We start from the raw sequence: 23,470 nt of genomic DNA on the forward strand, positions 1-23,470 counted from the left end.
ATGTTCGATAGCACAATCCCTGAACAACCGACTTCGACCCTTCCGGCACGCCCAAAAGAATCCCATCTTTGGGATGTGTTGCTTTTACTGGTGATGATCCTGGGGGCTTATTTTCGCCTGACCGGTATCGATTGGGGAAGAGGACAATTCCTGCATCCGGATGAGCGCTTCTTCGTGTGGGTCACAGCCGACATTTCGCGCGTCAACAGCGTCGGTGAATATTTCGACACGGCCAACTCGAGCCTGAACCCGCACAACCGCGGGCATACCTTCTACGTTTACGGCACGCTGCCGGTCATTGCAACACGCTATGTCGTGGATGCCATCATCAAGAATCCGGGCTGGGAGGATATCAACCTGGTCGGCCGCCTCCTGTCGACGGCCTGCGACCTGCTGACTGTTTTCCTGGTTTATATGATCGGCCGGAGGCTGTTCAATAAGAAAGTCGGGGTGCTGGGCGCAGCGTTCTCGGCGGCTGCGGTGATGCAAATCCAGCAGGCCCATTTTTTCGTATCCGATTCTTTCGCGGTCGCTTTCGCCACCCTGGCTCTGTACTTCGCCATCTGCCTGGTGACGGAACCTTTTAAATCCCACGATCCGAACGAGAACCGGCGCATTCCACAACCCGAAACCCTGGGCTACAGCCTCTGGTTCGGCCTGGCGATCGGCCTGGCCATGGCCTGCAAGATCAACACGGCTCCTATGGCCCTGCTGCTGCCGGCGGCCATGTTTATTCGCCTTCTGAACATTCCCCTGGAAGAACGCGGCCAGCAGGAATTGTTCGGGATGCGCGACCTGGTGATCGCCGGCGTGGTGGCTTTCCTGGCCTTCCGCATCTTTCAACCCTATGCTTTCCAGGGACCGGGTTTCTTCGGCCTGGCGCTGAACGACAAATGGATCCAGAACCTGAAAGACCTGGCTCTTCAGACCAGCGGCGATGTGGATTTCCCGCCAGCGCTGCAGTGGGCGCGCCGGTCGCATTTGTTCTCTTTGCAGAACATGGTCGAATGGGGTCTGGGGATTCCGCTGGGCCTGACTGCCTGGATCGCTTTCCTGGGCATGGGCTGGCGTATTTTAAAAGGAGAATGGAAGCGCCTGCTGTTGATCTGGGGTTGGACGGGCGCTTATTTTCTCTGGCAGTCCATGCAGGGCAACCCGACCATGCGCTATCAGTTGCCCATCTACCCCTCCCTGGCGGTGATTGCCGCCTGGGGTATCCTGGCGTTGTGGGATCGTGGTAAGGCTTTCCTGGAAGAAGGTTCGCTCAAACGCGGGCGGGCTTTGAAAATCGGTTCGGCTATCATAGCCGGGGTGGTCCTGTTGGCGACCTTTGCCTGGGCGTTTGCCTTCACACGCATCTACACCCGTCCGGTGACGCGCGTGGCAGCCAGCGATTGGATCTACGCCAACGTACCCGGCCCGATCAACCTGCAACTCGAAACCGCCGCGGGCAGCGCGACCCAACCGGTCGCTTATCGCTCAGGAATCACAGTCTCGAACGGCGCCCCAATTTCATTGGTATTCAAGGCCGAACACAGCGGCCTGTTGAGTGAAATTTCATTGGGGCGGGTGAGCGATCCGAATTTTTCCACCGATCCATCCCTGGTAGCTCAAAAGGCGCTCGCGATATCCGTTTCACGACCCGATGATGCGACTGTAACGCCGGGAAGTGCGGCGATCAGCGCTGATTTTTCGACTGAAACAGACTATACCGCCCCGTTCAACCAGTCCATCCAGATCGAAGCCGGGCAGACCTATCAGCTTACGCTTTCAGTTCCAGAAATCGATCAGTCCATCCACCTGAATGGTCAGATCAACCTGAGACTGGTCACAGCGAATGATACGCTCATCCAACCGCTGGTCGATCCGGTGTACCGGATCGACGCCGGCAATCCATTCGCCAGTTTGTTTACCGCCACCCTGAGCGGCACTCTGACCCAGATCACGCTGCCGCACGTGCTGGATTGGTCCGGCTCTTCGGATGTCAAAACGCTGCACCTTGAAATCGGCGACCCGAATAACGCCGGCGCGCCGCTGGCATCCGCGGATGTTCAAGGGATGTTTGGCACAACCGCCGACCGGCGCGGCGACCCGGTAACTTTCCAGTTTGCCGCGCCGGTTGATCTGACGGCTGGGGGGACGTATTCCCTGCAGTTGACACTGACCAGCGGCAGTGGGGAGATTGCGATTTACGGCAGCAAGCACGCTCTGGAATCAACCTGGGACGACGCCATTCCGTTGCGCAAGGACGGTTACGATCCGTTCAGCCTGGATACGGGCATCTATCGCAGCGATTTGAATTTCGAGATGTACTGGGACGACAATCCGGATAAACTGGAACGTTTCGAGTCGATCCTGGATCAGGCGGATTACATCTACATCACCTCCAACCGCCAGTGGGGCACCACGGTGCGCATTCCGGAACGCTATCCGCTGACGACGCAGTACTACCGCAGCCTGATCGGCTGCCCGGAAGATCAGGACATTTTATACTGTTACCGCGTGGCTCAACCGGGCACTTATCAGGGCGGGTTGGGCTTCGAACTGGTACAGGTTTTCCAATCCGACCCGAACATCGGATCGTTCAAGATCAATACGCAATTCGCGGAAGAGGCTTTCACCGTTTACGACCATCCCAAGGTGATGATCTTCAAGAAGACGGCGGGTTATGATTCGGGCAAGGTGCACGCAATTCTGGAAAGCGTAGACCTGACCCGGGTCGTCCACCTGACGCCTCTGCAGGCCAGCAAGACCCCGGGGACGCTGGAACTGCCGGCGGATCGCCTGGAAGGCCAGCAGAGCGGCGGCACCTGGGTGGATTTGTTCAACCCCGATTCACTGGTGAACAGCTCACCCTGGGTTTCCATGCTGATCTGGTATCTGGCGGTTACCCTGTTGGGCTGGGTGGTCTACCCGACCGTGCGGCTGGCAATGGGCGGCCTGCCGGACCGTGGTTATCCGGTCAGTAAGTTGACCGGTATGTTGTTGCTGGCTTTCCTGAGCTGGCTGGCCGGTTCAGCGGGTATTTCGGTCACGCGTTTGCTGCTGAGCGGCGTCGTCGTGCTGTTGTTGGTGGTGAATGGCGTTCTGGCCTATCTGCAGCGGGAATCGCTGTTCGAGGAAATCCGCAGACATCGAAAGTACTACCTGGCCGTCGAGATGGTTGCGCTGGCGTTCTTTGCCTTCTTCCTGCTCATCCGGCTGGGCAACCCCGATCTGTGGCATCCATCCAAGGGCGGCGAAAAGCCCATGGATTTCTCGTATTTCAACGCCGTATTGAAGAGCAGTACTTTCCCGCCCTATGATCCGTGGTACGCGGGCGGATATATCAACTACTACTATTACGGCTTTGTCGTGGTGGGTATGCTGGTGAAATGGCTCGGTATCATCCCATCCGTGGCTTACAACCTGGTGCTGCCAAGCCTGTTCAGCTTCACCGCGTTGGGCGCTTTCTCATTGGTCTGGAACCTGATTTCCTGGCGGCAGGCCGGTGTGGAAGAGGATCCAGACGGAGGCTGGTTGAGCCGGCATGTCGCGCCGCTGCTGGCCGGAATCTCCGGGGCGCTGGGCATGGCGGTGCTGGGCAACCTGGGGACCGTGCGCATGATCTGGCAGGGTTGGCAAAGGCTGGCCAATCCAACTGCGCTGGACCAGGCCGCAAACCTGTTCGTGCGCATCGGTTGGGCGCTGCAAGGATTGGGCAAGATGATCGGCGGCGCGCAGTTCTCCTACTATCCCGGGGATTGGTACTGGATTCCCAGCCGGGTGTACCCGGGTTGGGTCATCACCGAGTTCCCCTTCTTCACTTTCCTGTATGCCGATCTGCACGCTCATATGATGGCGCTGCCGATCACGCTGCTGGCGCTGTTGTGGGGCCTTTCGATCCTGATGGGCCGCTGGCAATGGCGGCGTCCGGAGGGTACGCCGGCCTGGTTGAATTTCGCGCTGTGCTTCGGGCTGGGCGGCGTCGTCATCGGCGCGCTGCGGCCGACCAACACCTGGGATCTGCCCGCTTACCTGGGATTGGCGCTTCTGGCCGTCGTGTATACGGCTTTCCGGTATGGAGCAGTTTCGGATCGCTTCTTCCCGAACCTGTCCGTCTGGACGCGGCGCGGGTTGCTGGCGATTGGCGCGGCTGCCCTGCTGGCGGTTCTGGTTTTCCTGTTCTACGCGCCGTTTGGGCAGTGGTACGGGCAGGGGTATAACGCCGTCGATTTGTGGAAGGGCGACCGGTCGGCCTTCTGGTCGTACATGACCCACTGGGGATTGTTCCTGTTCGTGATCCTGGGCTGGCTGGCCTGGGAAACGCGCAATTGGTTGGCCAGTACGCCGCTTTCTTCGCTGAATAAGCTGCGCCCGTACCGAAATTGGATCTATTCTGGTCTGGCGCTGATCCTGGTCATTGTCGGGTACTTGCTGATCGACCATGTCCAGATTGCCTGGTTTACACTGCCGGTGGCCATCTGGGCCGGAATTCTGATATTCAGACCCGGACAGCCGGATGTAAAACGCTTCGTTCTCGTGCTGGTGGCCGCGGCCTTGATGCTGACGCTGGCCGTCGAAATCATCGTGCTGCGCGGGGACGTGGAACGCATGAATACGGTCTTCAAGTTCTACCTGCAGGCCTGGACGATGCTCTCGATCAGCGCGGCCGCGGCGCTGTTCTGGCTGCTGCCGGCAGTCTCGTATTGGCCGCGGACGCGGCGTAACCTCTGGCAGACTGGCTTGATTCTGCTGGTGTTCGGCGCTGCCCTCTACCCGGTCCTGGCCGGAATGGACAAGATCAAGGACCGCATGAGCGAAGCCGCGCCGCACACGCTGGATGGGATGGCTTACATGAAGTCATCTTATTACAGCGAGTCGGGGGTGGATATGGACCTCAGCGAGGACTATCGGGCGATCCAGTGGATGCAGCGCAATGTCCAGGGTTCGCCGGTCATCGTCGAGGCCAACAGTTTCGACCTTTACCGCTGGTTCAACCGTTTCACCATCTACACCGGTTTGCCGGGTGTCGTCGGGTGGGACTGGCATGAACGCCAGCAGCGCGCCATTTTACCCGGCGAGTGGGTTTCCAACCGGGTCAATGAAATCGAGCAGTTCTATACCCTCGACAGCCGCGAACAGGCCGAAAAATTCCTCAAGAAATACAATGTGCAGTACATCATCGTGGGCCAGTTGGAACGGGCAAAGTACGGTGAGACGGGTTTGCTGCGTTTCGAGGAATGGAAGGGCGATCTGTGGCAGGAAGTCTACCGCGACGGCCAGACAGCAATCTATCAGGTGATCCAATGACCTCTCCAAACGATGCAGTGATCTACCATATCATTTCGTTGGCAGACTGGGAAGCGGCCAGACAGCGGGGCAGTTACCGCGCGGCTTCCCTCTCCAGTGAAGGATTCATTCATTTTTCGACGCGGCGGCAGGTTCCGCGCACGCTGGCGAAATTCTACGCCGGGCGAAGCGGATTGGCCCTGTTGTGCGTCGAAGTGGCGCGGCTGAAATCCGAACTGCGCTATGAGGAAGCCGACGGACAGATGTTCCCGCACCTGTACGGCCCGCTCAATCTGGATGCTGTGGTTGAAGCACTCCCGATCGAACCGGGTTCGAGCGATCCGTTTTCCGGCCGTCAAGAGTAGAATTAAGGTCAAATCTCCCAAATGGTTACACTCCTGCTCTGGTATCTCATTATTACTATCATCGGGTGGCTGGCGTTCCCGCTGGCCTACCGTTTGTTGCCCTTTCTGCCGGATCGCGGCTATTCCTTCTCGCGCGCCCTGGGACTCCTCATCCCCAGCTATCTGTTCTGGTTGATGGCATCCCTGCAGGTGCTTCCGAACACACTGGGCGGAATCCTGCTGGCGGTCTTCTTTCTGGCCGGGTTGGGCGCTCTGGCGGTTGGCAAAGGTTGGAACGAACTTCGCGAATGGCTGAATGCGCAGCGGAACACGCTGCTGGTCATCGAAGGGGTCTTTCTTTTGACCTTTCTGGCATGGGGTTTCGTGCGCGGGTTCGATCCGGCCATCGAATACACCGAAAAGCCGATGGAGCTGGCCTTCATCAATTCCATCCTGCGCTCGCCGACCTTCCCGCCGGCCGACCCCTGGCTCTCGGGCTATGCCATTTCCTATTATTACTTTGGTTATGTCATGCTGGCCTTCATGGCGCGGCTGTCGGGCGTGGGCGCAAACGTGGCCTTCAATGCCGGGCAGGCGATGTGGTTTGGGCTGACCGCGCTGGGCGCGTACGGCGTGATGTTCAACCTGCTGGCCGGTCTGCACCGCGACCGGAAAATCACGGCCGGGCTGCGCAGCCTGGCCCTGCTGGCGCCCATGTTCATCCTGGTGGTCTCGAACCTGGGCGGTCTGATGGAGGTGCTGCACGCGCGCGGCGTCTTCTGGCAGACGGCCGCGGACGGTACGCAGACTTCGTATTTCTGGCAGGATGTGCTCAAGGTCGAGGAATGGAACCAACCGCCCACCCAACCTTATTCCTGGACGCCGAACCGCGGCGGATGGGTGTGGTGGCGCAGTTCGCGGGTGCTGAATGATTTTAAGTTGAGCGGCGAACCGATCGAGATCATCGACGAGTTCCCGTTCTTCTCGTATTTGCTGGGCGACATGCACCCGCACGTGCTGGCGATGCCGTTCGTCCTGCTGGCGATTGCGTTGGCGCTGAATCTCTATTATTCCTCGGCGCAGCGCAAATTCCTGTCCATCGACCCGCAGGAATGGATTCATAGGTTGGATTTCTGGCTGGCCGGGCTGGTTTTGGGCGGGCTGGCCTTCCTGAACACCTGGGATTTTCCCATCTACGTGGTTCTTTTCGGTCTGGTCTACGGGTTGGTGCGCACCCGGCAGAAAGGTTGGCGCTGGGGGCGGGTGTGGGACTTCCTGGGGTTCAGCCTGCTGCTCGGACTGGCCGGGGTGCTCTTATACCTGCCGTTCTATTTTGGTTTTTCTTCCCAGGCGGGCGGATTCCTGCCCAGCATGGCCTTTTTCACCCCCGGCGTAAACTTCTGGGTGATGTTCCTGCCATTGTTGGTGCCGGTCTTCCTGTGGTTGATCTTCGAGGCCCTTCGAGAAAAAGGTCCCTGGACCGCGGGCCTGAAATTCGGCGGGCTGGTGGTGGGCGGAGGCTGGCTGGTTTCGTACCTGATCGGCATCCTTTTCGCGAATGCGATCCGCATCGGCGGAAAACTGGCAGCCGCCGGTGGCCTGGGCGCTCAGTTGGGGCAGAAGTTAATCGAATACGGAAATCTATTCCTCACCAGCCAGGGAGCCACATCGCCGGGCGAGCTGGTGCTGAGTTCGCTGGTGTTGCGCCTACAATCCCCGGGCTGCTGGTTGACGCTGCTGATCCTGGTGGTGCTGGTCTGGTCATTGCTGGCGAAATCCGGGGTCCGGAATGAGGAGGCAGTGGAAAACGGCGGCTTGACGGACGCCAGACCGCTCGGGTTCGTATTGCTGCTGACTCTCATGGGCGCCGGCCTGGCGCTCGTCCCCGAGTTCGTCTTCCTGCGCGATACCTTCGGTAATCGCATGAACACCATCTTCAAGTTCTACTTCCAGACCTGGATGTTATGGGGCCTGGCGGCTGCTTTTGGTTCGGCCGTCATCCTGACCCAGATCCGGTCCGGGTGGCGCTGGGCAGCTTCGGCGGCCTGGATGGTTGCCGTCATGGCGGGCTTGATTTATCCGGTCACCATGTTTCAGGCCAAGACCGGCATGATCGACACGGCCACCGGCCAGCTTCGCATCGCGCAATGGACACTGGATGGTACACAGGCTTTTCAAAATAACTCACCGGATGATTATGCTGCTGTACAATATTTGAAACAGGCCCCTTACGGAGTGGTGGCTGAAGCGGTCGGCGGCAGTTACAGCGCGTACGCGCGCATTGCCACCCAGAGCGGGCTGCCGAACGTGCTGGGGTGGCCGTTCCATGAATACCAGTGGCGCGGCGGTACGCAGGAAATTGGCACCCGCGAACCCGACCTGTCGCGGCTCTACACCACGACCGATTGGAACGAGGCGCGCGTCATCCTGACGCAGTACCACGTGCGGTATGTGGTGCTTGGCGACCTCGAGCGTTCGGCCTACCGTGTCAATCAGGCAAAATTCGACAACAACCTGCAGGTGGCGTTCCGTTCCGGGAATACGGTGATCTATGAAGTTCCGCTGGAACTGGCCGCGGAACAGGGGCAATGAGGTGGCATTGACAATGAAGTGGAATAGCGAGAAGACCGAACGAATATTGTGGATCCTGGCGGTGAGTCTGGCCCTGGCGCTGCGCCTGATCCGGCTGGGCGCGGCTCCGCTGACGGATTGGGAGGCCGGCAATGCGCTGCCGATCTTCGATTGGCTGAGGTCCGGCGTGCTTCCGAGCGGATCGCAGGCCGGGTATACGCTTTTTAGCGGTTTGATGGCCTACCTCTTTGGAGTCAGTAATTTCGCCGCGCGTTTCATCCCCGCGCTGGTCGGCAGTCTGTTGGTGCTATCTCCGCTGCTGTTCCGCCGGCAGTTGGGACGCTGGCCGGCGTTGATTGCCGCCTTCGGGTTGGCAATCGATCCGGCCCTGGTGGCTATTTCACGCCAGGCGGACGGGGGCATCTGGGCGATCGCGTTTACCCTCTTCGGGCTTGGCTTTTTACTCCACAGGCGCCCCGTCTGGGCGGGTGTGGCGCTGGGATTGGCGCTGCTTGGGGGTCCAGCCTTATGGATCGGGTGGTTAAGCCTGGGCGCGGCGCTTTTGATTAATTTCCGAAGATTGGCGTCCGATTCGCGGGTGGAAACCTCCGGCGCCTCCGCCTGGCAGACTCAACGAAACACCGTTTTATTGAGCGCCGGGATCACATTGGCTGCGGCCGGGACCCTCTTCTTCTTCGCACCCTTCGGGTTGAGCATGGCCCTGCAAAGCATTCCCGACTTCCTGCATCAGTGGACCCAAACCGGCATGCTCGACCTGCGCTCTGCGGCGATGGCGTTGATTTGCTATGCAACCTTCCCGCTTGTATTGGGAATTATCCAGGCGGTACAGGGTTGGACGCGAAAGAACGCCGTGGATCAGTTCCTGTCCGTCTGGTTGATTCTCGCGCTTATGCTGTGGTTTGCCTGCCCGGGACGCCAGATCAGTTTTGCGGGTTGGATCATGCTGCCCCTGTGGGCGTTGGCTGCCCGCCAGGCGGCCGGCTGGTTGCGAAAACCGATCTTCGACATTCGCTTTACAGCCGCGACGGCTCTGGTCGTTTTTGTGCTGCTTTTTTTCATCATCCTGAACGCGGTCGCCATTCTGCACCCGGCGGGCTGGTCGGCGCAGACTGAAATTCAGATCATCAAAATCGTGGTCGCAGTCGTCCTGCTGGGGTTGTCCATCCTGCTGGTGGGGTGGGGCTGGAACTGGGACGCTGCCGGCGAGGGTGTGCAGTGGGGCTTTGGGGCGGCGTTGCTGATCATCCTGCTGTCGATGAGCATCCACGCGTCTGGACTCAGCAAGCGGCCTGAAGCGGAGCTGTTGCGCAGCGGCGCCTACAATGCGGATGCCGATCTGGTCCAGAGTACCCTGCGCGATCTCTCCACTCACAAGACCGGCCAGTTCCATCAACTTCAAATTGCCGTGGTGGGCATCGACTCACCGGCGCTGAAGTGGCTGTTGCGCGATGATGCCAACGTGCAATATTCCGACAGCATCTCCTCGATGGAATCGCCGGATGTGATCATCACCAACGATCAGATTCAGCCCGGGCAGGTGTCGACCTACCGCGGGCAGGATTTCGTCTGGACCCGGCGGCCTGCCTGGGGCCAGATGGACGGAGTGAATTGGATGCAATGGCTTGTCTTCCGAGAGACTCCGGATACGAATTCGAAGATCATTTTGTGGGCCCGGACAGACCTGTTCCCCGGCGAGTCGGCCGCTGAAACCACACCCTGAGAGGGGGATGCGCAACGTGGAATCCTCGCAGACGTACCGCGTATCGATTGGCAACCGCATCGGGCGGCGGATCGTTCGCGCCGTAGGCAGGATGCTCTACCAATTGTTTGCGCGGATGAAAATCACCGGCCTGGAAAATGTGCCCGCGGACGGGGCCTACATCATTGCCTGTAAACCCATTTCCATTTTCGAACCGACTTTTATTCTACCTTTCGGGCCGGATGCACGCGAAGCGTTGGGGGCGGTGGAGGTGTGGCGGGAGCCGGATAAGAAAATTCTGGCCCAAATGTGTGGCGGCATCCCGTTGGATCGAGACGAGGTCTGCCGGGAGGCCTTGATGAAGGCGGTGCAGGCCTTGCGGTCCAGGTTCGCACTCCTCATGTCGCCGGAGGGGCGGCTTGCCTGGCAGCCTGGCTCATGGCGCGCCAAATGGATCGTGGCCTACCTGGCCGAAAAGGCCGATGTCCCGGGGTTGCCGGTGGGTATCGTTGGCAGCACCGGCGATTTTTTGAAACAAGTCATTTCTTTTACGCGTCCTCGCCTGGAAATGCGAATCGGCATGCCGGTCCGGCTGCCTGCATTGGCTATGGTTTCACAGGATCGACGCGAAGCGCTGCGGCAATACGCGGACCGAATGATGCTGCATATTGCCGCGTTGCTGCCGGCTGATTACTGCGGTGAATATTTCGAACCATTTCAGAATTTGCAAGGAGCCTGATCGACGTGATTATTCCATCCATTATTGCCATTGACGGGCCGGCCGCCTCGGGAAAATCGACCGTGGGTGTGTTGCTGGCAAACCGGTTGAACTACCTTTTCTTCGATACCGGCATTATGTATCGCGCAGTGACCTGGGCAGCCTTGCAGCGTTTGCATGCGGTGGATGATGAAGTCCGCGTGACCGGTCTCGCCGAACAGGTGCAGATCGACGTGCAGCCTCCCACGCGGGCGGACGGCCGTCAGGCGGATGTGCTGCTGGATGGATTGGATATCACCTGGAATATTCGCCGCCCGGAAGTGGACGCAAATGTTTCCCAGGTATCGGCTTATCGGGGCGTGCGCACCGCGATGACGAAGCAGCAGCGCCGGGTCGGCCAGCGCGGCCAGGTGGTCATGGTCGGTCGCGATATCGGCACGGTCGTGCTGCCCGAGGCCGAATTGAAGATCTATCTGGATGCCAGCGCCGAGGAACGCGCGCGGCGGCGGTTCGAGGAACTCCGCCAGCGCGGCGAAGCGGCGGATTATGAAAAGATCCTGGACGCCATGAAGAAGAGGGACAAATTCGATTCGACGCGTGAAGTGGCTCCTTTGCGCGCCGCCGAGGACGCCGTTCGCATCTGCTCGGATGGAATTAGCGCGGAAGGGGTCGTCGATCGAATTCTGGAGATCATCCGTATCCAACACGAATAAATGCAGGCAGGCTCGAGGGGAGGGTGAGAGATGTGCGATAGCTTCGTTGTACTGGGAAATTCAACCGCCGATGGGAGCGTGATCTTTGGCAAGAACTCAGACCGCGAGGTGAATGAGGCTCAAACGGTGGTCAGCCTGCCGGCTGCGGATTATCCGGCCGGCAGCCGGTTGCAGTGCACTTATATCGAAATTCCTCAAGTCTCTCATACTCATGCAATCTTAATCTCGAAGCCATTCTGGATGTGGGGCGCCGAAATGGGCGCCAATGAGCACGGCGTCGCCATTGGTAATGAAGCTCTTTTTACCCGAGTCGAGCAGGAGGCTGCCCCGGGATTGATCGGAATGGACCTGCTGCGCCTGGCATTGGAGCGCAGCGCCAGCGCGCAGGAAGCCATGCTGGTTATCACCCGGTTGCTGGAACAATTCGGGCAAAGCGGCAATTGCGGGCTGACCCACAAATTCTTCTACCAGAACAGTTTCTTGATCGCGGATCTGAACGAGGCCTGGGTGCTGGAAACTGCCGGCCGGCAGTGGGCTGCCGAACGAGTCAAGGATGTGCGTTCCATCTCGAATGGCATTTCGATCGGTAACCATTGGGACCTGGCCTCAGCCGACCTGATCCATTATGCCGTTGACCGGGGTTGGTGCAAAAGGCGCGAGGATTTTCACTTCGCCAGGTGCTATTCCGAACCACTTTATACCCGGTTGAGCAAAGAGGCGCAGCGCCGGCTGAGTACCACCGATCGATTGCGCGCCAGTGCTCCGCACGTGACGATCAAGGACGCCTTTGCCGTGCTCCGCTCGCATGGCGGGGCGGCATGGACCCCGTCTGGCTCGATCACCGACCAACAGGTGTGCATGCACGCCGCCTTTGGCCCGGTGCGAAACAGCCAGACGACCGGTTCGCTGGCCGCCCATCTGACGGCCGGGCAGGAGCCGACTTTCTGGGTCACGGCGACGGCCGCCCCATGCACTTCGGTTTTCAAACCGGTGTGGATCTCAGCAGGTGTACCCGATACGGGGCCCGAACCGACCGCGCGATATTGTCCGGATTCCCTATGGTGGCAGCATGAAAATCTACATCGTTCCGTGCTGCGCGATTATTGGCGGCGCCTTGAGCTCTTCCGCCAGGACCGCGACCAGTTGGAGGAGTTGTTCTTGAATGCTGAGAGCAAGCCCAAGACCAATCGGCGCGTTCTTTCGGAACAATGTTTCGAGCAGGCTTTTTACAAAGAATTCGAATGGCTTGAAAAAGTCAAGACCAGTCGCGTCCATTCAGGCTCGCTGCTTTACCGGATCGCCTGGGCGAACTTCAACCGCCAGGCGAAAATCCAAATCAGTTAGGCATGCTTTGTGCAACCTATTCCTTCCAATGTTATAATGGTCCCAGGGGGGATCACCCAGGTTTCACATGCAGAATATTGTCACCCTCATCCAGAACGCTGCATACATCGACCCACCGCATGGATTTAGCGGATGGTTGGGTTGGATTGCGCTTCTGATACTATTGGCAATAGGCATCCGCCATTTTTGGGAACCCAATTTCGAAAAATTGAAGCGCAGTTGGTGGGTCCTGGCAATTCTTGTGGTCGCCGTCCCGCTGACTACTTTATTCATTGGCATCCGTTTACCCGGTAGTGAGTCCATGACGGTGCCGAACCTGCCCGTCGAATCTTCGACGCCGGCGTTGATGTTTTTCCTGGCAGTTCCATGGGTGTTGGCGGCCGGTTTATATGGCGTACTGCCGGCCGTCGTCCTTGGTGCATTCAGCGGGTTATTGTTGGCCGTGTGGGAAACCCATACTGCGTTTACACCGCTCGAATTTGCCATTCTCGCCATGATTTTCAGCCTGGCCGTGCGCCAACGCTATCGCACCAGCTTTTATCATTTCTTGCGCAATCCGCTTGGCGCAGCCGTGATCGTCGGACTCCTGTACGTCCCCATTTCCATTTTGGCGTCTTTCTTCTCGACCAATGGGGATCTGGCTGTTCGGGTGGATTATGCGCTGACCGGTTCCTGGATCGTCCTCCTGGCGCGAATCACGGAACTTTTGGTCGCCTGTGTCATCGCCGAGATCGTCTATCTCATCATTCCCAAGATGTGGGGGCGATCCGGCCCGCTGTTCCCTTCTCCCTCCGAAACCAGCCTGCAGACGCGCTTTTTTTTCTGGACGTTCCCCTTGATCCTGCTGCTGATTCTGACATTGATGTTCAGCGATTGGATTGTGGCCGGGAATGCCGCCCGTGAGATGATCCGCGAACGTTTATCCAGTACAGCCCAGGTGGCGGCTGATAGTCTGCCATATTTCCTCGAAAGCGGTCAGGGACTTCTGTTAAACCAGGCCCGTCCGGAATTGTTGGAATTGGATGCTGCCAGCCAGGGCGACGAGATGGCGCGAATACTCCGTTCGGTGCCGTTTTTCAACCGAATCGGGCTTTACGACGTGCACGGCAACCTGCTATCGCAAGCCCCGGATGACATCGCCTATAGGTTGAATGAACGCGAAAAGGTGGCCGTCAATCTGGCCACCCAGGGTGTGCTGGTGCAAAGCTACACCCTCAATCCGGTTGGTGGGGACACGTCGGCGCAGGTAGTGTTCGTCGCGGCTGTGCAGGATAGCGCCGGACAACCTCTGGGCGTCTTGATGGGGTGGACGAATCTTCAGGAAAATCCTTTCACCCAGCCCGCCATCCAGGCCCTGAAAAAGATCAATGACATGGGCGGCGAAGGCGCCATTTTAGACGACGAACACCTGATTCTGTATGATACGCTGGAGACTTCTTCGCTGGTCATGAGCCAGTACCTGGGAAGCGTCCCGGAGAGCGCGGATTTCTTCGAAGAATCCTCCCAAATGGGCACCCGGCGCATGGTTTATTCACAACCGACCACCGGGCGGCCGTGGTCCGTGGTGGTCAGCCTTCCCAGCGAACGCGTTCAAAGCCTGGCACTGAGTATTGCCATTCCCCTGCTCATGATCCTGCTGGTGATCGCGATCATCGGTTATTTGCTGCTGCGCTTCAGCCTGCGCAGGGTGACGACAACCATGCGTTCGCTGGCTCAGCAGGCCACCCTGATCTCGCAGGGGCAGTTGAACTCGCCTTTGAAAATCTACGGCGTCGATGAAGTCGGCCAGTTGAGCAGCGCCTTCGAGCGAATGCGCCTCAGTTTGAAGGCCAGACTGCAGGAGTTGAACCGCTTGTTGGAAGTGAGCCAGGGGGTGGCCGCCAATCTGGAGATCGAAAAAGCAGTTCAGCCGATCTTGAAGGCCGCGGTCGGGGACGGCGTATCGGTGGCGCGCCTGGTGCTGGTTCAACCCGTGTCGCTCGATCAGGAAGACGGTCGCCCGATTGCCTTTAGCGCCGGACCGGCTGCCGAATTGTACAGCGGTCTCGATTTCCCGATCACCGAGCAGGTGCGGAAAGCGGAGATGCTGGTGATGCCCAACATGGCTCGTCTGCGGCGCTTGAATCTCAACCCTGGCCAACCCGTCCCGGCGGCGCTACTGGGCATGCCCATTTATCACGAAAGCCAGTTCTACGGGGCTTTATGGATCGGTTATGATGCTCCCCGCCAGTTCACCGAGGAGGATATTCGTTTCCTGTCTACACTGACCGCCCAATCCGCCCTCGCGGCGGCAAATTCCGGTCTGTACGCATCGGCGGAAATTGGCCGGCAGCGCATGGAGGCCGTCCTCTCGTCCACGCCTGAACCGGTGCTGGTATTCGACGAGCAATCCCGTTTGCTGCTGCTCAACCCGGCCGCGCTGCAAACAGCGGGCCTGATCAATTCGGCCACGGCCGGGAAGACGATGGATGAGGTCATTGCGATTCCGGACCTGCTCGCCTTGGTAAAGGCTCCGCTCGACGAGCGCATCCAGTCTCGGGAAGTCAATCTGCCGAATAACAAGGTCTATCACGCCAGCGTTTCGCCGGTGCTGGCCGAATCTCGCCGGGTTGGACGGATTGTGATCCTGCAAGATATCACCCATTTCAAGGAATTGGACGCGATCAAATCGGAATTCGTATCCACGGTCAGTCATGACCTGCGTTCTCCGTTGACCCTGATGAAGGGATACACGGCCATGCTGCAAATGGTGGGTGAACTCAATGACCAGCAGCAGGGGTACACCAAGAAGATCATGGTCGGGGTCGAGAACATGACCCGTCTGGTGAACAACCTGCTGGACCTGGGACGCATCGAGACGGGAATTGGGCTGCGATCCGAGAAGGTGCTGTTGAACGAGATCGTGGATCAGGTGATGACTTCGCTGCAACCCCAGGCGGCGCAAAACAATATTTCGCTGGTTCTGGATGCGCAGGAGTTGCAACCGATCGTGGTGAACGCCGACCCCGCGCTCATCCAGCAGGCTTTTTACAACCTTATCGAGAACGCGGTGAAATACACCCAATCCAACGGGCACGTGGAAGTGCATCTGGACCGCCGCCCGCGTAGTGTGGTCTTCTCCGTTCGGGATAACGGCATTGGCATTGCGCCGCTGGATTTGCCGCGTTTGTTCGAAAAATTCTACCGCAGCGGCCGGCGGGAAGCCTATCAGCAGCGCGGCACCGGCCTGGGCCTGGCGATTGTCAAATCGATCGCCGAACGTCACAAGGGACGGGTGTGGGTGGAAAGTCAGCTCGGCCGCGGGAGTACGTTCTATTTTGAAATTCCAGCCGATCCGCAGCCGGTCGATATCTTTCCGGAAGGCTAGATTTTGAGCATACGATCAAGCAATTTAGTACAAAATTAATGCTTGACGAATGGGGAAATGTGTTATAATGTCCGTTTGCATGCGTGTGTACTTTATACCCGACTTTGATTAGTTATCCAGCGCCGGCGAGAAAACTCCTGTGCGCTGAAATTGGTTAAACAGTCTTCATTCCATTTTTGTCACGGTTCTCAGTTCAGGAGGCGATTAATAGTGGAAACCAAGAGCCTTGTTGCACTACGTATTAGCCTGGCCTCTCCGGAAACAATTCGAAGCTGGTCTTACGGCGAAGTCCTGAAACCGGAAACCATCAACTATCGACGTCTTCGTCCAGAGAAAGATGGCCTGTTCTGCGAGGCGATCTTTGGTCCTACGCGCGATTACCAGTGCTATTGTGGTAAGTACAAGAACCCGCGCTATAAGGGCATCATCTGCGATAAGTGCGGTGTTGAAGTCACTCGTTCCTCGGTGCGCCGCGAGCGCATGGGGCATATCGAGCTGGCGACCCCGGTTGCTCACATTTGGTATACGCGCCGCGTGCCTTCCTATCTGGGGCTGCTGCTGGATATTTCCCGCCGCAACCTGGACCGTGTGCTGTATTTTGCCCAGTACATTGTCACCTACGTGGATGACGATGCGCGTAACAAAGCCTTGAAACGTCTCGAAGACGAGATCAATGTCTCGGAGCGTGAGCAGGCTGCCCAGATCAATACCCGGATCCTGGAAGTCAAGCAGTCGCGCGATCACAAGATTCAGGAACTCCAGGCCCGCAAGAGCGAAATCGAATCCCGCCGCGACGAGCAGATTGCTTCCCGGCTTGAGCCGGTCATTCAAGAAGGCCAGCAACTGGAACAAACGCTGCAGGACAAGATGGGCACCGCCCTGGTGACCAAGATCGTGTTCACCGCAGCCAATTCGGTGATCGCGGACGTGGGCGAGACCATCACGGCCCAGCACATTTCTCGCGTCCAGCGCGCCGTCAAAGAACACCTGGATGAACTCGAGAGCGAATTCCGGGATGAAATCACCCGCGAACTCGAACAGATCAAGATGCAGATCCAGGAAATCCGCGCCCAGGCTGATGAAGAGATGGAAGCCTTGCGCAGCGAATTGGAAGACCAATCTTCAGCTTCGCAGGGCCAGAATGCCCATCTGCGGGATGAACTGCAGGAGCTGCGCGCCTTCACCTTCTTGAGCGAAAGCCGCTACCGCGAACTCAAATCACGCTGGGGGCAGGTATTCCGCGCAGATATGGGCGCAGAAGCCTTCTACGACATCCTTCGCCGCCTCGATCTCGACCAACTTTCGGAAGATCTGTGGCACGAGGTGCGCACCTCCAAGAGCAAGCAGAAGCGCAAGAAGGCCACCACCCGTCTCAAGGTCGTGGAAGCCTTCCGCCGCTCGCAGAATCGCCCCGAATGGATGATTCTGACGGTTCTGCCGGTGATTCCGCCCGATCTGCGCCCAATGGTCCAGTTGGATGGCGGTCGCTTCGCCACATCGGACCTGAACGATCTTTACCGCCGCGTCATCAACCGCAACAACCGCCTCAAGCGTTTGTTGGAACTGGGCGCGCCGGATGTGATCGTGCGCAACGAAAAACGCATGCTCCAGGAAGCCGTCGATTCCCTGGTGGATAACTCGCAGCGCGGCAAGGCGCTTTCCCGCCGCGGCCGCCGTGAATTGAAATCCCTGAGCGACATGCTCAAGGGTAAGAAGGGCCGCTTCCGCCGCAACCTGTTGGGCAAGCGTGTCGACTACTCCGGCCGCTCGGTCATCGTGGTCGGCCCGACGCTCAAGCTATACCAGTGCGGTTTGCCCAAGACCATGGCTCTGGAACTCTTCCGCCCGTTTGTCATTTCCCGCCTGGTGTCGCATAATTACGCCGCCAACGTGAAGGGCGCGCGCCGCTTCATCGAGCGCAATCGCCCCGAGGTTTGGGAAGTGCTCGAAGAGGTGATCAAGGAACGCCCGGTGCTGTTGAACCGCGCGCCAACCCTGCACCGCCTGGGTATTCAGGCTTTCGAACCCGTCCTGATCGAAGGCAGCGCCATCCAGCTTCACCCGTTGGTGACCACGGCCTTCAACGCGGACTTCGATGGCGACCAGATGGCCGTGCACGTTCCGCTTTCCGAGAAAGCCGTCTGGGAAGCGCGCAATCTGATGCTTTCTTCCAAGAACCTGCTCAAACCCGCGGATGGCGAACCGATTATCAGCCCGTCCAAGGATATGGTTTTGGGCGTGTTCTACCTGACGGTTACCGATCATAAGGAACACATCGGAGACGGGCGCGCGTTCATCGATTTCAACGAAGTGGATATGGCCTACCAGTTGGGTCAGGTACACGTCCACACTAGTATCAAGATCCCGGTCGACACCTACTACGACGATAAGGGCAACCGCCTTCCCGAAAAACGCCACGTTCTGCTGGACACCACCGTTGGCCGGGTGATCTTCAACCACATCCTTCCCGAACAGGTTCAATACGTCAACGAGCCGCTCGACAAGGGCGGTGTGAAGGATTTGATCGGGGCGGTGTATGAATACTGCGGCGAAGATGTAACCACCGAGGTTGCCGATCGCATCAAGGATATCGGTTTCGAATACGCGATGCGCTCCGGCTCCACTCTGGCGGTTGCGGATATCGTCATGCCCGCCGAAAAGGCCACCATCCTGGGCAACGCCCAGAAGGAAATCGAAGGCGTGCAGCGCAACTTCCGGCGCGGTTTGCTGACCGAGCAGGAACGCAACGAACGCGAAATCGACATCTGGCAGGTGACCACCAAGAAGGTGGCCGATGCAGTCCGCAAGAACATGGATCCGGATGGCAACCTGTCGGTCATGGCCAATTCCGGGGCTACCAAAGGCGGTTTCGGCCCTATCGCTCAGTTGGCTGGTATGCGCGGTTTGATGGCTGACCCGGCCGGGCGTATCATCCGCCTGCCCATTCTCTCGAACTTCCGCGAAGGCCTGACCGCGTTGGAATACTTCATCTCCACGCACGGCGCGCGCAAAGGCCTCGCCGATACCGCGCTGCGTACAGCAGATGCCGGTTACCTGACTCGCCGTCTGGTCGATATTGCCCAGGACATCATCATCAATGAGATCGACTGCGGTACGGAAGATGGCCTCTGGATTCGCAAGAGCGATGATGTGGCTGGCCAGTCGTTGGGCACCCGCCTGTATGGCCGCCTGACCGCCCAGCGCATCGTAGATCCCAACACCGGCGAGGTACTGGCCGAGCGCGATGAGATGCTCGACCACGCCTTGATCCGCAAGGTGGTCGCGGCCGGCATCGACGCGGTTCGCGTCCGCAGCCCATTGACCTGCGAATTAACCCACGGTATTTGCGCCAAGTGCTACGGCATGGACCTCGGCCGCGGCAAGCTGGTGGAAATGGGTTCTGCGGTCGGCACCGTTGCCGCGCAGTCCATTGGTGAACCGGGCACGCAGTTGACCCTGCGCACCTTCCACACCGGTGGTGTTGCGGCCGGCGGTGATATCACAACCGGTCTGCCCCGCGTGGAAGAACTCTTCGAAGCTCGCCGCACGCCAAAGGGCGAGGCGGTCATCACCCGCATCGAGGGTACCGCCCACGTCATCCAATCCGATCGCTACAGCGACCAGCGCACCGTGCGCGTCGAACACAGCGAAATGGTCAGCGATGAGTACGACATTCCGGAAACCTGGACGATCAGCGTCGCGGATGAAGGCACCGTTTCGTTGGGCGATATCATCGCCGCCGCCGGTGAAGCCACGATCACAGCCCAGCATACCGGACGCGTTCGCCTCGAGAATCGCAAGGTCATCGTTTCCTACGAAAATCGGGAATCCGAGGATTACGAAATTCCTTCCACCTCCCGTTTGTTGATCAAGGACAGCGATGTCGTTGAAGCCGGCCAGCCATTGACTGAAGGCTCGCTCAACCCGCATACCGTTCTGCGCATCAAGGGCCGCGATGCCTGCAACATGTACCTGCTGATCGAAATCCAGAAGGTATATCGCGCGCAGGGCCAGAACATCAACGATAAGCACTTCGAGGTCATCGTCCGCAAGATGTTGAGCAAGGTGCAGATCGTCCGCCCGGGTGATTCGCCTTACCTGCCGATGGATGTCGTCGACCGCCTGGAGATCAAAGCTGTCAACGAGAAGTTGATTGCCGAGGGCAAACAACCCGCGCGCTTTGTGGAAATCCTGTTGGGCGTGACCAAAGCTTCCCTGAGCACCGAATCCTTCCTGTCGGCTTCCTCCTTCCAACACACCATCAAGGTGCTGGCGGGCGCTGCCATTGCCGGCAATGAGGATCCGCTGTTTGGCCTCAAGGAAAACGTCATCATCGGCAAACTCATCCCGGCCGGCACGGGCTTCGTTCACGGCCGCTTCAGCCGGGTCGAGAACGGCGAGCCGCGTGTTTCCGTTTCGAATTTGCCGAGCACGGTTGAATAACGACTTCTGATCTATGGAAGAGCCTGTGGATTCTCTCCGCAGGCTCTTTTGATATCAAGTAAAATGATCTAGCAATCGAAAAAGTGGTTCGAATCTCACTTCGGAGATCCTGAATGGAAATTGGCCAGATTCGCAAGGTAGACATCGATCACGAAATGCAACAATCCTATCTGGACTACGCCATGAGCGTGATCATCGCCCGGGCGCTGCCAGATGCGCGCGATGGATTGAAACCCGTGCAACGCCGCATTCTGTATGCTATGTACGATATGGGATTGCGGCCAGACTCAGCTTATAAGAAGTCCGCCAGAATTGTGGGTGAGGTCCTGGGCAAGTATCACCCGCACGGCGACATGGCCGTTTATGAGGCCATGGCGCGCATGGGCCAGGATTTTTCCATGCGCAACATGCTGGTGGACGGCCAGGGCAACTTCGGCAGCGTCGACGGCGATCCACCGGCCGCGATGCGCTATACCGAAGCTCGCCTGACGTCTTTCGCAATTGAAATTCTCAACCAGATCGACCGCAACACGGTCAACTTTGGGCGCAATTTCGATGGCTCGCTGGAGGAGCCGGACGTCCTGCCGGCGGCGGTGCCCAATTTGCTCGTCAACGGCGCCACCGGCATCGCCGTGGGCATGGCCACCAGCATTCCGCCGCATAACCTGGCAGAGGTCATCGATGCGCTGATTTTCATGCTGGAGGGCTGGGATAAGCTGGATGACGTCTCGATCACGGACCTGATGCGTTTCGTCAAAGGACCGGATTTTCCGACCGGCGGTATCATCCTGCAGGAGCACGGCTCGAACGAACTGGTCAGCGCTTATGCAACCGGGAAGGGCCGGCTTACGGTTCGCGGCCGGGTGCACCTGGAGGATATGGAGCGCGGCAAACGGCGCATCATCATCAATGAGCTCCCTTATCAGGTCAATAAGTCGGCGTTGATCGAACGCATCGCTGAACTGGTTCGCGAGGGTAACCTGGATGGGATCAGCGACCTGCGCGACGAATCCGACCGCCAGGGGATGCGCATCGTCATCGAGTTGAGCAAGGCCGCCGTAGAAAACGACCTGCTGCGCGAGTTGTATAAACGCACGCCGCTCCAATCCACCATCAGCATCAACCTGCTGGCGCTGGTGGAAAACGAGCCGCACCTGTTGAATCTGAAGCAGGCCCTGCGAGTGTATCTCGAGCACCGCATGGAGGTTGTACGCCGACGCACGGAATTCGATCTCGATCGCGCCAGGGCGCGCGCGCACATCCTCGAGGGTTTGCGCATAGCCATAAAATTCCTGGACGAAGTGATTGCCCTGATCCGGGCTGCACCGGACGCCGAAGCGGCCCACGACCGCCTGATGAAAAAGTTCAAGTTAAGCGATGTTCAGGCGCGCGCGATCCTTGAAATGCCGCTGCGCAGGCTGGCTGCTCTGGAACGCAAGAAGATCGAGGACGAATATAAAGGTCTGATCGCTCTGATCAAAGAACTGGAAGCGCTGCTGAAATCGCCCGTCAAAATGCGCCAGGTGATCGAGCAGGAACTGCAGGCTATGAAAGCCGCCTACGCCGACCGCCGGCGGACGCAGATTGTCTCCCTGAAAGAGGGCGAAGCCGCGGTAGACCGCCTGACCGCCACTGATGTAACCCCGGCGCAGGTCGTCTGGGTGGGGGTGACTTCCGACGGGCTCATCAGCCGGACCAACAATGATGAACTCCCGCGGGTTAGCGGCCGGGAAGCGCCGCGTTTTCTGTTGCGTGCCGACACCCACCAGACGCTTTATCTGGTCGACCAGGATGGAAAGGCGGCGGCGATCGCGCTGCACGGACTGCCTGAGGTGGAGAAGTTCAGTGATGGCGTTCCCGTCCACAAGGTCTCACCCCTGGATGAAAATACCGCGCTGGCCGGAATCTTCAGCGCGCCGATGCAGCGCGACAAGGAAAACGAACGCTTTGTGGTCGGTGTGACGCAGAACGGTATGGTAAAGAAGACCTCGGTGACCGACCTGCCCGGACCGTCCACGCAGCAGTTTACGCTGGTCAAAGTGGATGGCGAGGATCTGCTGGGCTGGGTGTTCTTGACAAAGGGTGAGGATGACATTTTGCTCCTGACCGCGCGCGGCATGGCCATCCGCTTCAATGAGAAAGATGTGCGCCCGATGGGGTTGGTGGCGGGTGGAGTCAGTGGGATTAAACTGGCGCCGAATGATGTGGTGTGCGCTGCGCAGGCCGTGCAACCCGGCGCTGAGACGCTGCTGCTGGCTTCGAATGGACAGGGCTGGCGCATCCCGCTGGAGGATTTTCCACAGCAAGGCCGTTACGGCCAGGGCGTGATCGCGTGTAAATTGCCAGCGCGGACCGATCTGGTGGGCCTGCTGGTGGGGAAGAAGACGACCAGTGGTTGGATTCACCTGCAGGTGTTGGCGGCCAAACAGGTGCGCCTGGATGAGATTCCGCTGGGAAAACGCGGCGGAGCCGGAAAAGAACTGGTGCCGGTCAAAGCTGGCGACGCCGCTCTGGCGCTCTCGACTGCTTTCGACAGCCTGGAATTCTGGGAAGGTAAAGCCGCGGCAGTGAAATCCAGACCCGCGCCGAAACCACGCAGCGTGGAACAGCCGGCTCTGCTGGATGTCAGCGAGGAAGGCGAGAAAAAAGCGCCGGTCAAAGCCAGCCAGCGAACACCGTCCAAAGCCGCCCCGGCCAGACCGGCCGGAAAACCCGCCCCGAAATCTGCCGAAAAGAGTCCGGCCAAAGCCGCAGTGAAGAAAGCCGGGTCCGAGAAGAAATCGGTTGCGACCCAGAGCAAGCCCCAAACAAAGCCGCCGACAAAGGCCGGCCCGGTGGAAAAGACGCCGGGTAAATCCACGGCATCAAAACCCGCCAAATCCGGAGCTACCCCGGCTTCGCCCATGAAACCGGACGAGAAGAGCAAGCCCGCTGAGCCGGCTGGCTCGAAGAAACCCAAGAAGCCGGCGGCGAAATAAA

At 58.8% G+C, this 23,470-nt stretch carries 10 protein-coding genes; all 10 read left to right on the forward strand.

Going from position 1 to position 23,470, the window contains the following annotated elements:
- The 10 genes from LARV_RS10980 to LARV_RS11025 all read left to right on the forward strand — a co-directional run bounded on the left by LARV_RS10980 (nt 1) and on the right by LARV_RS11025 (nt 23,469).
- Nucleotides 1-5,292: a DUF2298 domain-containing protein gene (locus LARV_RS10980; RefSeq protein ID WP_075073677.1), complete on the forward strand. Its 5,292-nt coding sequence runs from the start codon at nt 1-3 to the stop codon at nt 5,290-5,292.
- On the forward strand, nt 5,289-5,636 hold the full coding sequence (locus tag LARV_RS10985) for a DUF952 domain-containing protein (protein WP_075073678.1): 348 nt from the start codon (nt 5,289-5,291) through the stop codon (nt 5,634-5,636). Before LARV_RS10980 ends, LARV_RS10985 begins: the two co-directional genes overlap by 4 nt.
- A 21-nt stretch (nt 5,637-5,657) precedes the next feature.
- Entirely contained in the window at nt 5,658-8,207 is a 2,550-nt protein-coding gene (locus LARV_RS10990) for a DUF2298 domain-containing protein (protein WP_075073679.1), read from the forward strand.
- 13 nt (nt 8,208-8,220) lie between these two features.
- The gene (locus tag LARV_RS10995) at nt 8,221-9,927 is read left to right on the forward strand and encodes a hypothetical protein (RefSeq protein WP_075073680.1); all 1,707 of its coding nucleotides are present in this window, start codon (nt 8,221-8,223) and stop codon (nt 9,925-9,927) included.
- A 7-nt stretch (nt 9,928-9,934) separates the two neighbouring features.
- Nucleotides 9,935-10,645 (forward strand): lysophospholipid acyltransferase family protein, encoded by a 711-nt coding sequence (locus LARV_RS11000; RefSeq protein ID WP_075073681.1) that lies wholly within the window; start codon nt 9,935-9,937, stop codon nt 10,643-10,645.
- A gap of 5 nt (nt 10,646-10,650) precedes the next feature.
- Nucleotides 10,651-11,337, forward strand: coding sequence for a (d)CMP kinase (cmk, locus tag LARV_RS11005; protein ID WP_075073682.1), 687 nt, complete (start codon nt 10,651-10,653; stop codon nt 11,335-11,337).
- 30 nt (nt 11,338-11,367) lie between these two features.
- Nucleotides 11,368-12,681, forward strand: coding sequence for a C69 family dipeptidase (locus tag LARV_RS11010; protein ID WP_075073683.1), 1,314 nt, complete (start codon nt 11,368-11,370; stop codon nt 12,679-12,681).
- A 67-nt stretch (nt 12,682-12,748) separates the two neighbouring features.
- The gene (locus LARV_RS11015) at nt 12,749-16,048 is read left to right on the forward strand and encodes an ATP-binding protein (RefSeq protein ID WP_075073684.1); all 3,300 of its coding nucleotides are present in this window, start codon (nt 12,749-12,751) and stop codon (nt 16,046-16,048) included.
- A 210-nt stretch (nt 16,049-16,258) separates the two neighbouring features.
- The gene (gene rpoC, locus LARV_RS11020; RefSeq protein ID WP_075073685.1) at nt 16,259-20,491 is read left to right on the forward strand and encodes a DNA-directed RNA polymerase subunit beta'; all 4,233 of its coding nucleotides are present in this window, start codon (nt 16,259-16,261) and stop codon (nt 20,489-20,491) included.
- 113 nt (nt 20,492-20,604) lie between these two features.
- Entirely contained in the window at nt 20,605-23,469 is a 2,865-nt protein-coding gene (locus LARV_RS11025) for a DNA gyrase/topoisomerase IV subunit A (protein WP_075073686.1), read from the forward strand.
- Nucleotide 23,470 lies beyond the last annotated feature (1 nt).

This window comes from Longilinea arvoryzae (assembly GCF_001050235.1).
GTDB classification, from domain to species: Bacteria; Chloroflexota; Anaerolineae; order Anaerolineales; family Anaerolineaceae; genus Longilinea; species Longilinea arvoryzae.